At 41.0% G+C, this 12,022-nt stretch carries 8 protein-coding genes; 4 read left to right on the top strand and 4 right to left on the bottom strand.

The window, feature by feature from the left end:
- Positions 1 to 903 precede the first annotated feature (903 nt).
- Positions 904 to 4,473 (top strand): NB-ARC domain-containing protein, encoded by a 3,570-nt coding sequence (locus tag H6G26_RS33460; RefSeq protein WP_190735280.1) that lies wholly within the window; start codon positions 904 to 906, stop codon positions 4,471 to 4,473.
- Between the two features lie 252 nt (positions 4,474 to 4,725).
- Here the strand turns inward: H6G26_RS33460 and H6G26_RS33455 are convergent, their stop codons facing one another.
- The 4 genes from H6G26_RS33455 to H6G26_RS42175 form a co-directional block, all read right to left on the bottom strand.
- Positions 4,726 to 5,070 (bottom strand): hypothetical protein, encoded by a 345-nt coding sequence (locus tag H6G26_RS33455; protein WP_242054047.1) that lies wholly within the window; start codon positions 5,068 to 5,070, stop codon positions 4,726 to 4,728.
- A gap of 69 nt (positions 5,071 to 5,139) precedes the next feature.
- Positions 5,140 to 6,018, bottom strand: a complete 879-nt coding sequence (locus H6G26_RS33450; RefSeq protein WP_190735278.1) for a hypothetical protein — start codon at positions 6,016 to 6,018, stop codon at positions 5,140 to 5,142.
- Positions 6,019 to 6,287: 269 nt separating this feature from the next.
- Entirely contained in the window at positions 6,288 to 6,416 is a 129-nt protein-coding gene (locus tag H6G26_RS43970) for a hypothetical protein (RefSeq protein WP_277883938.1), read from the bottom strand.
- 317 nt (positions 6,417 to 6,733) lie between these two features.
- Positions 6,734 to 6,946 (bottom strand): hypothetical protein, encoded by a 213-nt coding sequence (locus tag H6G26_RS42175; protein WP_206757574.1) that lies wholly within the window; start codon positions 6,944 to 6,946, stop codon positions 6,734 to 6,736.
- Positions 6,947 to 8,600: 1,654 nt separating this feature from the next.
- Between H6G26_RS42175 and H6G26_RS33445 the strand changes: the two genes are divergently transcribed.
- From H6G26_RS33445 to H6G26_RS33435, 3 genes are all read left to right on the top strand, one after another.
- Entirely contained in the window at positions 8,601 to 9,167 is a 567-nt protein-coding gene (locus H6G26_RS33445) for a hypothetical protein (protein WP_190735276.1), read from the top strand.
- Positions 9,168 to 9,346: 179 nt separating this feature from the next.
- Positions 9,347 to 10,018 carry an AraC family transcriptional regulator gene (locus H6G26_RS33440; protein WP_190735274.1) on the top strand — a complete coding sequence of 224 codons (672 nt, stop codon included), beginning with the start codon at positions 9,347 to 9,349 and terminating at the stop codon, positions 10,016 to 10,018.
- Positions 10,019 to 10,139: 121 nt separating this feature from the next.
- Positions 10,140 to 11,693, top strand: coding sequence for a catalase (locus H6G26_RS33435; RefSeq protein WP_190735272.1), 1,554 nt, complete (start codon positions 10,140 to 10,142; stop codon positions 11,691 to 11,693).
- The last annotated feature ends 329 nt before the right edge of the window (positions 11,694 to 12,022 follow it).

Here is a 12,022-nt window from a genome sequence, read left to right as displayed (position 1 = left end):
AAACAATCGCCAAATATTTTCGCAATAAGCAAGAGTTAATGACATTATTTTTAAGTATATTCTCAATAGACTTTACTTGTTGACATGATGCGGCCGCCCTGCTTTCTCCCCGGCTTGACTCCGCTTCACCTTGTGTTGAGCCTGGGGTTAAAAGACGGCTTTTGAATTCATTCGTTGCATATATAAAATTACAGAGGTTTGAAAATCCATAAGCTATTGCGTATTTAACTTGGTTGCAGAAATTGGAGATATAACTGCCTATTTTGCAGATTTAGGAACTTCATTCTGGAACATTAGATGCACAACAGCTTCCTTTTTAAGTATGGGTTTCCAAAGTTAGGAAATACTTTGGCTACTGTCTAAGTATTTTTTAAGCGTGCGTACCATCTCTCGAATTACATCGCTCTTTGTCCTCTGCATTTTCTCACAATATTCCTCCAAAATTATTTTCTCCTCAAGGGAAAATTGAATTGTTAAATTAGCAGCATTTTTTCTAGCCATCGTCATTGACTTTTAATGACTTTTCAATTACTATTATATAGTAAACTACTGAGTAATCAAGAGAAAACAGCAAATTTTAATTTTCTTCCATTAAAGTAAATACTTGGCGCCTCAATTCAAGAGATATTTATCAATATAATTATGGATTGTGGATATAAATTTACAAATCAACTCTTAGTTTTCTAATAATAGACTTGTTGCTTAATAACGTCTAAAGTCCCTCAGGCTCTTGTACTATTTCCGTTTTGACTATCTAAAATTAGATTTTTTAAATGGGTGTTCTGACAGGGTTTTATCGATTATTTAGCTTGTTTTGCAACAACTCTGATTTACTGATAATTCCCTTCGTAAACGCTAGTCGTAGGAGCCTATTGCTCCAAATACAATTCTCCCTAAGGAATTATGAAACCGGAGAAACCCAAACGCAATCGTGGGCTTATACTGACTCGTGAAGGCTGGCAAAAGCTTCAGAATGCCAAACTTGAGTGGGAATTTAGGAAAAACAATGGCTCAAAATATACCTTAGAAGAGTTAAGCGAACAAGCTGGGATCACTCCTGTCACTTTCAGAAAGATACTTACTCGTGAAACCGGGGTTGACAAACGGACGCTTGTTCGTTTGTTTATGATGTTTAATTTAGAACTGGATAAAAGCGATTATACAAGCCCAGACTCTGATTTAAAAGGGCAGGAAGACTTGAAGAACCCCAAGCGCGTTGATTGGGGAGAAATGGTCGATGTATCTATTTTCTATGGACGCACAGATGAACTTACTCTACTAGAGCAATGGCTGATCCAGGAACGCTGTCGAGTAGTGGCGCTGTTGGGAATGGGAGGAATTGGTAAAACCTCTCTGGCTGCCAAGTTATCACAAAAGGTTCAAGGATGGTTTGAGTATGTTATCTGGCGATCGCTCTACAATGCTCCCTCACTTTTTGACCTGCTGGCAAATTTCATTCAATTTTTCTCTAACGAGCAGGTTTTAGAAACTGACTTACCAAAAAGTGTAGATGGGAGAATATCACAACTAGTTGAATATTTACAACAACAGCGCTGTCTGATCGTATTAGATAATGTAGAGACTATTTTGCAACCAGGCGCTTGTGCTGGATGCTATCGAGAAGGCTATGAAGATTATGGCTTACTGATCAAACGATTGGGACAAGTTATGCATCAAAGTTCCTTAGTGCTGACTTCACGCGAAAAACCCAAAGATATAGCGTCACTCGGAGGAGAAACACTAGCTGTTCGCTCATTACAACTCAGTGGTTTAGAGGTAGTAGCAGGGCAAAAAATTTTTGAAGCCAAAGGTTTTTCTGTCTTAGAGTCACAATTACCAGCACTAGTCGAGCGTTATGCAGGTAATGCCCTAGCTTTGAAGATAGTTGCAACGACTATTCAAGATGTTTTTGATGGTAATGTTGCTGAATTTCTGCAACATTACACTGCTGTTTTTGGCAGCATTCGCGATCTGCTAGACCAGCATTTTTCGCGCTTGGCAAATTTAGAGAAGGATATCATGTACTGGCTAGCAATCAATCGTAAGCCAGTTTCGCTATCAGAAATACGAGAGGATATTGTATCACCAATTCCACTACAAAACTTACTGGAGGCTCTGGAATCTCTGGTAAGGCGATCGTTGGTAGAAAAAAGCACAGCACTCTTCACGCTGCAACCTGTAGTCATGGAATATGTGACTCAGCGATTGATAGAGCTAGTTTGTGAAGAGATTGTCACTCAGAATCTTAATTTGTTCAGGTGTCATGCCTTGATGAAGGCGACGGCTAAGGACTACGTGAGGGAAATTCAAATTCGCCTCATTCTTAAGCCAGTTATAGATGGGTTGCTCACTGTGTTGAGAAGCAAAAGAAAGCTTGAAAATCAGCTAACCCAAATTTTAGCAGGGCTACGAGAGACATCACCGCTAGAACAAAGTTATACAGCTGGGAATATTCTCAATTTGCTTTGTCATCTAGAGAGTGACCTCAGCGGCTATGATTTTTCTTATTTAAGTATTTGGCAAGCAGACCTGCGGTGTTTAAAATTGCACAATGTAAATTTCCAAAACGCCAACTTTGATCGGTCTGTTTTTGCTGAAACCTTCGGTGGTGTTATGTCGGTAGCCTTTAGCCATGATGGCAAGCTTTTGGCCTTGGGTGATACTAATGGTGAGATTCGCTTGTACCAAGTTTCAGATTGGACACAACTTCTGATCTGTAAAGGTCACACCAACTTGGTTTTATCGCTTGCTTTCAGTCCTGATGGTAATATCTTTGCTAGCGGTAGTACTGACCACACTGTGAAATTCTGGGATGTTAGTACAGGTCAATGCCTTCACACGTTGCAGGAACATAATCATGAAGTTTGGTCAGTTGCCTTTAGTGCTGACGGTAAGACATTAGCTAGTGGCAGTGATGACCAAACAATGAAGTTATGGAGCGTCCACACTGGTAAATGCCTCAAAACTTTCCACGGACATACAAGTTGGGTATGCTCTGTTGCCTTCTGCCCACATGGGCAAACGCTTTTTAGTGGCAGTGATGACCATACAGTTGGGGTGTGGAATATCAGCACGGGTGAATGTCTCAAAACTTTCCACGGACACCGTGATGGAATACGGGCAATTATCGTCAGTCCTGATGGTCAGATGCTGGCAAGTGGTAGTGAAGACCAGACAGTGAGGCTATGGGATGTTAGTACTGGTGAATGCCTCAAAATTTTTCAGGGACATTCCAATGAAGTATATTCAGTTGCCTTTAGCCCACGAGGTGATCTCCTTGCTAGTGGCAGTTTTGACCAGACAGTGAGGCTATGGGATGTCAGTACTGGTCAATGCCTCAAAATTTTTCAGGGACATTCGAGTTGGGTATTTTCAGTCGCCTTTAGTCCACAGGGCAATCTCCTAGTAAGTGGCTGTTATGATCAAACAGTAAGGCTATGGGATGTTAGTACTGGTCAATGCCTCAAAAATTTCCAGGGATATACTAATCAGGTACTCTCAGTCGCTTTCAGTTTAGATGGGCAGACGCTAGCAAGTGGCAGTCATGACTCTTTGATAAGGCTGTGGGATGTCAATACGTGTCAATGTATGAGAGTATTCCAGGGACATGGTGCTACGATCCAGTCAGTTGCTTTCAGTCCAGATGGCCGGATGCTAGCAAGTGGCAGTCATGACGCTTCAATGAAGTTGTGGGATGTCAGTACGGGTCAATGCCTCAAAACTTTCGAGGGACACCAGGCGCTGGTTTGGTCAGTTGCTTTTTGTCCTGACGGCCAAACACTAGTTAGTGGCAGTGACGATAAAACATTGAAATTATGGGATGTTGGTACTGGTCAATGCCTGAAAACTTTCCAGGCGCATCAGGCTGCGGTTTGGTCAGTTGCCTTTAGCTCTCAAGGAAATATGCTAGCGAGTGGCTCTTTGGATCAGACAGTGAAATTATGGGATGTCAGCACGGGTGAGTGCAAAAGCACGCTAGAGGGGCATACGACTTGGGTTACATCCGTTATTTTCAGTCCAGATGGTCAACTGCTGGCAAATACCAGTATGGATGGAACGTTAAGGTTATGGAGTGTCTATACTGGGGAATGCCTTAGAATTTTACCAGTAAGTACAGGTTGGTTGCACCCAGTTGTTTTTAGTCCAGATAGCCGGACACTAGCAATTGGCAGTCACGATTATACAGTCAGGTTGTGGGATGTCGGTACTGATCAATGTCTCAGAACTATGCAAGGACATACAGGCAGACTTTGGTCGATCGTCTTTAGTCCTGATAATGGAATGTTGGCTAGTAGTGGTGATGATGAGACAATTAGACTGTGGAATATAGCAACAGGTGAGTGCTTAAAAATTCTGAAAGCGGAGCAACCCTATGAGCGTATGAACATCATGGGAGTTACAGGTTTAACTACAGCAACTATTGCCACGTTGAAAGTTTTGGGGGCAGTTGCTAGCAAAAAACAGCCTGTTTAGCAGTTATATAAACCGCTGAGAATTTCATTACTTCAGAAATTAGCCTACGCACTGCAAACCTTGTCTGAAACATCAGGTTAACGCACAGGAGATTTTCTCTGCCTGATAAATGTTAATCCTTGACTGTCTAGCTGTTACGGTAGCAGGCTACCCGCCTTGAAGCTGCTTTGACTTCTGGCTTGACAGGGGCTAGACAATCAGGGATATTAACTGTTTTAATCCTAAAACACTAAACAGACAGATAGGCTGAATCTACCAAACACCGAATTCGGTGTCACTTGGCAATCCCTGCACGAATTCATTGGTCATGATACTTTTTAAATCTTGAAGTTTGGTGTCATTCAACATATCGAAACTGGTTTCAAAGAAGTAGCTGGTAAACTCCTGTCTTAAAGACTGCTGCTCGATAGTTGTAGTCTTAATTCTATTTGGAAAAATCTGTGAAAAAACAGCTTTATTGGTAAGACTCGACTCTAGTGATCCTAAAATCGAAGATCCAAAATTTAAAATCTGTAATAGCATCTTTCTTCTTGTAGTTTGAACAGTTTGTAATAGCATCTTTCTTCTCCTTGTAGTTTGAACAGTTTGTAATAGCATCCTTCTTCTCCTTGTAGTTTGAATAGTACAGTTAAGGGTGTCTGAGAAAAGTCCTTCTTGCTTACTGGGTCATTTCTTTAGCTTTTGAAAATTAGTTCCTACCTGTAGGCAAGTATTTAACTCTAGCGGTTTCAATACATTCTGAAGTTCCTCATCTGATATGTAGCCTTCCTTAGGTGGAGTAAAGCGTAACAGTGCGGTTTCATAACAAGCTCTTGCTACACAGATACGATCTTCAAGAGTCATCTCTGCAACAATCTCAACTGTATCTTCTATATGCTTGACTTCGGCACCAACACCAGTATGTATCCGTAACCAACGTGTGGCATGAGTACCTGGTGGTAGCAAAGCCTCTACACTCTGGATATACTCCTCTCCTTGAAATGTTCCTAAGCGTTCACTCGCATAGGAATGACCAACGCAATTAATTGGATTGATTGCTTCCACACTTTGGATAAAGTAATCTACTGCAACTGTTGCAGCAGATGGCACAAGCGCTTGCACTACAGCCTCAGCTTCATATCCCATCGACTGAATATCGAGCAGGGCGAGTCGGTCGTGACCTGCCTCCTCTCTAGCTTTTTGTTTAGCCCACTGTGCCAAACTCTGGCGACCAGATGCAGCGAAGCGTTGAGCAGCTTCTTCCATTAGTCGTGAGGTATGTCGGCTGAAATGGTAAGCACCTGCAAGCCGCCATACCCAACGCGTGCTGGTCAAGGTTGGTGGTCTGTGATCGCTCTTGACTGTGTGCCAAGCATAGGCGATCGCTCTATCTAAAAGGTTCTTAGTTTGAGCTATCTTCTCTGCATCACTCATATTTGAGGCAAAGCGATCACCACTTTTTGTAGAACTGGATCGATGCCTTGAAGTGTAGTTAGCAGTCTTGATCGCTGTTTCATCACGTACGAAACACGCTGAATCAGTATTAATTAAAAAGTCATTACGCATAGTTCCTTTCCTCACTTATGGTTGCTACAGAATTGGGGCAAGTCACTCGTGGCAATAACAGAGTTGTTGCGAAATAAGCTAAATAACCCATGAAATCTAGCACAGCAAGCATTTCGCCCGATGGTTAAAATGTAGACAGTACAATGGGTTGAGCTATTTAAGGCGTTATTAAGCGACAATTCCAAAAAATTGCTAGTCAAGTAAGTAAATTGAATTGTGTTACAGGTTGTGCTGTTGGAATGTTAGAGGAGATCGCCTACGGCGGGCGGTTACGCCATCGCACCTATCGAAACACCAAATGCATATTGCATTTCTATGTCTTTCAGCATTTTGACCACCGCCTTGGCTACCAAAGCATGGGCAATTTGCTGACTTTCTTTGAGAAACGCAATGTCCAATTGTGAGTTTCGCTGGACGTTTCCAAGAAAAGAGGTAGTTAAAGATGACTTAGATGGCGAGAAAATCCCATATCCTTAGGACTTATGTATTGACAGAAACCTAATTGACAAACGGCTTCATTCGTATATAAGGTTTAGGGAAACTAACAGGAAGCTTTTATTTTAAAAATAACAAATGGATTGCACACATAATGTGTTTCATTACCATCCTGCATATTTAATTAGAAGCAACGCTTATTTTGATCAGATAGTGTCAAACAAAGTCCAAACTGCCCTTTAGTTGCAGTGCTGGTAAAAGAAGCAAAGCATGGGCGGTGTCATCTGTCTTCCCTATTGCAAACCTTCGTCATAGGGGAACTCCACTTGGTGGTGGAAGAATTAGAAGTAAATACTCCTTCATCTCGTATCCTGCCAAAGTGCCTTGCTGGTACGCACAACCGTTCGGCAGCAGACTCAATCTGCAACCGAAGGAGTTTATCCAGAACCAATGTAGACGAATCTAAAGTTTCGCAGCATTGCTGATTGCTCATCTTATGCACCCTCATCTACGTGGTTGATTGATTGATGCCTGTTGATTTAAGTTTGCTAACTTTACAAAACTTTTGCAACTCAAGATAAGAAACTTAAGATAAAGATAAGTTCTTTTTTTCCTGTGACATTCTCCTCTTCAAATTTAAAGTTGCACAGATAAATGTACTATTTAGCCTAAAAAGCTTGATATGTGAGCAATAGCGCGATTTCAGTTTTCAAAAACGTACATCCGTAAAAACTGATTTGGCAAAGCATAACACCTTAGTACAGCTTTGCATAAGTTCTTAGCGAATTAAATTTGGTAAAACTGTGTGTTTCCTTGGGCTGACTTTGCATCTCCACCGTACCTTCTCCAATACTGCTCGCTTTGTGCATTTTTAACTCGGTATTGGGTTTGGGGAAAAGGTTAAAGGGTAAAGGTTAAAGGTTTTTTCTTTCCCCTTTTCCCCAAAACCCGACAAGTATTAGTACCTTCCCTACAAGACGCCAGGGGCGGGAAGCAAGCTACGCGCAGTGTCTCCGACTTCTCTGTAGGTTTAAATTTAGACCTACAACTAGTCACAAATCTAGGAAACTACTTAGCGCTCTTCTATCTACCTATATACTACGGTGATAATGGAGATAGCCGTTCTTGAACCCAATCAAACACCCCTGATGAGTTAAGCAAATAGTACATTTATTATACTCTCATGAAAGTAATAAAAGCTGTTTACGGGCGATCGCCCGCCCCGTAATGGGTGTAAAGAAACATTTCTGTTTTTTTTAGGCGAGTGTTAGTAATGTTCAACCCTATTAGCAAGAAATTTAGAGATTATACCTGTGCAAATTACTTAAATAACCAATTGCTTGAGGATGGTACAAAATGCAAATTTTAGCAAAGTTAGCAAAACCTGTTATTTACATTTACTGTTGGCTAAAAACCGCTTCAGTTGGAACTTTGCCTAAAATCCAAATTAAAAACACAAACTTTTCCGCTTAAGTTTTCTATCTTAACTGGCTAAAAGCAGTGTTGAAATAGATAATTATAGGCAAAGCCTTTGAGAGAATTAGTCACTCTCAAGGCCTCCTAACACTAACTTACTCGGTTATATCCCCCGATTCATGCACGGGGGGTTTCCCCTCTAACTTCGCTGGCTGCTATATGTACACATTCTGGACAACAACGGTTTTGCTTTTCGATTCCTTTTTGTAAGGATCGTACCCTTAGCAGAAACTTAATATGTTTTTTAACAGCATATTATGTCTAAGAATGTACATTATAATAATAGCGCTTCCGGAAAAAAGTTAAAACTTTCTGAAAAGTTTCTTCATCCATGTTGATGTTTTTATGACCAGTCCTTTCAATCTGGTAAAATTTTTCCTGATTTCTTCAGTTTCAAGCCTTGTTGCACATGGATTTAGTGTTAACGCCATCTAAAAAACAAGATGCCGCACAATAAGGGAACAAAGATATTCGTTTTATAACTCTTTAGCGTCTCGCTTAGTCGTCAGTTTGACAACTAGGTTCATGAAAACTACCCCACTCTAACACTGATTTCACATGAGGTTGCACAGAAAACTGGGTTGTCCAAGCTTTCATAAAACAGGGATTATAGGCATTCAGGATTAAAAGCATACACAGAGAAAATTGGTTAAAGATTGTAGAGGCTTGAAATGACGAAGCGAACCAACTACTACAATGATCTGTTAGTAGATTACTCCAAGCCTGAGCTAGTTTCTAATGAACTAGCAGTAAAACTACTCATATATGCAGAGACATATCTTTCCCTACGCAATGATACCTTACCTGAGATAACTCTAGAATACAGCTTAGAGCAAGTAGAACAGGAAAATAAACATTGGTGGCCAACCCACTGTGAAGCGCTACGACAAGGACGGGGGGACATTTTAGCAGGTGAGTATGCCAATAATCTTGTATATTTTTGTGCTGATGGACCTTTTTATGGCAGAACCGCAGCAACAAATAGAGAAGTAAATCGTTGGGCAATTCTTGCTCAACCGAGTGTAACAATAGCTTGGCCAATTATTATGTTCAATGGTGAAGTTATCTACTCGGAATGGAATTGTTTTGATGATGAAACGAACGAAGTCATCGCCAAGGGAAACGAAACTTTGCTTCGGCGAGGACATCGCGGTTCGTGTTACTTAAAATGCGAGCAACTTAGCTTTTATCGCGACGTTTCTGCCTCTGATGAATTGCTGTATTGGATTAGGCGTTGACCGAATTAGCTATCAGAGAAAATTTATAAATCAATGAAGAAAAAATAGAATATTAGACGAATTAGTTTCTGGAGGTGAACTGAGAATTGACTAAAATATAAATATTTAGGCTCTACTCTATTTCAGATGGTTTGAGATGAAATCCAAGTGTATTTAATACAATTAATGAGGCTAAACTGATGGACTCAAATTACTTATTAAATGGCATTGACTCTTATAACGTTAACATCGCTATTAACACGGCGATCCTGACAAGTTTTGAAAAGTTCTTGCTTCAGTCCCAACCTTTGTTAAGCCATGTTTTTCGATTTATTGAGACAAATTATCATAATTCAATTAGTCTTAGAGAGGTGGCTGAGGCGGTCAGTCGGTCCCCTGCCTACCTCACTGATCTTGTACGGCGAGAGACTGGAAAAACCGTACTCTGTTGGATTGTTGAGCGTCGTATGGTAGAAGCACGCCGTCTGCTTATCGAAACAGACCATTCAGTAGAGCAGATTGCTGAAGCTGTGGGCTATCTAGATAGACGCCATTTCGGTCGCCAGTTTCTCCGGCTCCACAATATAACCCCACAAACATGGCGAAGGTCGCATCGGAGTAAGAGTACCCCGTGTTGGCAAAGAGTCCCACAAAAGGCAAGCTCAAACGAATTAATCAACCAGGAAGCCACAACTGTGACTTTTGCAGAAGCTCAACGGTTGCAAGCCTGTATCCAAGAGATTGCTGCGATTTTTAACAAAAGTACTGTTGCTGATGAAGTACTTATGTTAAAAAGCGAAAATGGTTCTGTTGCAAAAATAGACAATGGTTTGATACAGATAACCTTAGTCTCAACTTGCGAATCGTGTTGAAATCATTTTTGACTTTTATTTAAGTCTGAGGGATTTGCAGTTCAGCATTTTCCAAAAATGATTTTTGAATTTGAACAAAACTAATCTATATGTTTTTGTACATTTATTTTGTGTGGTAAACATGACAGAAAATAACGACTTAACCACAAGCTTTGGAATCCCGATTAGCGACAATCAAAATTCCTTGACAGCTGGAAGTAATGGTCCAATTTTGCTTCAAGACTTTTACCTGATTGAAAAACTCGCCCATTTCAACCGGGAGCGAATTCCGGAACGAGTCGTTCATGCTAAGGGCGCAGCTGCTCATGGCTATTTCGAGGTGACCAATGACGTTACCCAGTGGACAAAGGCAAAGTTTTTGGAAAGAGTTGGCAAGCAAACACCCGTTTTCATGCGGTTTTCAACTGTTGCTGGAGAAAAAGGCTCCGCAGACACCGTGCGCGACCCTCGAGGATTTGCCGTGAAATTTTACACTGAAGAAGGTAACTATGACCTTGTTGGGAATAACACGCCTGTCTTCTTCGTGCGTGACCCGATGAAGTTTCCAGATTTTATCCATAGCCAAAAGCGTAACCCCCAGACTAATTGCAAAGATCCAAATATGGTTTGGGATTTCCTTTCCCTTACACCAGAATCTACCCATCAGGTGACAATTCTGTACTCAGATCGGGGTACTCCAAAGTCCTATCAGCATATGAATGGCTATGGCAGCCACACTTTTAAATGGATTAATGCCCAAGGTAAAGCTGTTTGGATCAAGTATCACTTTAAAACTGAACAAGGCATTCAAAATTTTACTCGAGAAGAAGCTATTCAAATCGCAGGGGTTGACCCAGACTACACGACGCGAGAACTGTTTGAGGCGATCGCCAAGAATGAACAAGCAGCCTGGAAAGTTTATGTCCAGATTATGACGCTTGAAGATGCTAGCTCTTACCGCTTCAATCCCTTTGATATTACTAAGGTTTGGTCACGTAAAGACTATCCCCTTATTCCCATTGGTCGTTTAGTTCTCAATCGAAATCCTGATAATCATTTTGCAGAAGTAGAACAAGTTGCTTTCTCACCTGCCAACGTGGTTCCAGGAATCGACTTCTCACCAGACAAGATGCTACAGGGGCGTCTGTTTGCCTATGCAGATGCCCATCGTTATCGTCTAGGGGGTAACTACGGCCTATTACCCATCAACTGTCCTCATGCACGAAAGGCAATAAATTATCAGCGGGATGGTTTCATGCGATTTGATGATAACGGTAGTAGCAGCGTCAACTATGAGCCTAATAGTTTTGGCGGGCCAAAAGAAGTGCAACAATACAAAGAGCCGTCCTATAGTATTTCAGGTGATGCAGACCGAACAGCATTAGAACATAATAATGATGATTTTACTCAGGCAGGTGACCTCTATCGGCTAATGAAAGAAGAGGAGAAAGCTCGTCTAGTGGACAATTTGGTTGATAGTTTAAAGCCTGCAAAGCGGGAATTTCAACTACGGCAAATTCCTCATTTCTACAACGCAGACTTAGAATACGGCATTCGCGTTGCTCAAGGTCTTGGTATCGATATTGAAGAAGAAGTTCTCCAAACTAAGTCAGTTGAACCAAAACAAAATATTAACCAGAAAAACAGAAAACAAAACGAACAGGTCGATTTGACTGTCTCTGCTAAGTACTGGTAATAAAAGTTTTTATAAGCTGTTCCACATTTAACTAGCACATTTGGGCGAGCAAGGATGCTTACCCTAGAACAAATACAGTAATTTATATTATGCAAATTAGATGTGGTTCAGCTTAACTCAGATGTTCAAATCAAGGCATTGAACATTTCTGTACTGATAGCCGACTAGAAAGCGCTTAGGTTGTGTACTAGACCTCTTGCAGAATTGATTTTGTGTTATAGTGATTGGTTTTCTTAATCTGAATGGGGTGAGATAACTAAAAAGATTGATGCCTGGGGTATTTATAGCGATAGTTGTAATCGCGGAACGTCTGACAGAAAAAACATCAC

The sequence above is a fragment of the Nostoc sp. FACHB-888 genome (genome assembly GCF_014696655.1).
Lineage (GTDB): Bacteria > Cyanobacteriota > Cyanobacteriia > Cyanobacteriales > Nostocaceae > Nostoc.
This window is presented reverse-complemented; position numbering and strand designations above follow the sequence as displayed.

Excerpts from the sequence above, each read along its gene's own strand:
- H6G26_RS33455 (WP_242054047.1), bottom strand. The coding sequence starts at position 5,070 with ATGCTATTACAAACTGTTCAAACTACAAGGAGAAGAAAGATGCTATTA.
- H6G26_RS33435 (WP_190735272.1), top strand. The coding sequence starts at position 10,140 with ATGACAGAAAATAACGACTTAACCACAAGCTTTGGAATCCCGATTAGC.
- H6G26_RS33460 (WP_190735280.1), top strand. The coding sequence starts at position 904 with ATGAAACCGGAGAAACCCAAACGCAATCGTGGGCTTATACTGACTCGT.
- H6G26_RS33450 (WP_190735278.1), bottom strand. The coding sequence starts at position 6,018 with ATGCGTAATGACTTTTTAATTAATACTGATTCAGCGTGTTTCGTACGT.
- H6G26_RS33440 (WP_190735274.1), top strand. The coding sequence starts at position 9,347 with ATGGACTCAAATTACTTATTAAATGGCATTGACTCTTATAACGTTAAC.
- H6G26_RS33445 (WP_190735276.1), top strand. The coding sequence starts at position 8,601 with ATGACGAAGCGAACCAACTACTACAATGATCTGTTAGTAGATTACTCC.
- H6G26_RS42175 (WP_206757574.1), bottom strand. The coding sequence starts at position 6,946 with ATGAGCAATCAGCAATGCTGCGAAACTTTAGATTCGTCTACATTGGTT.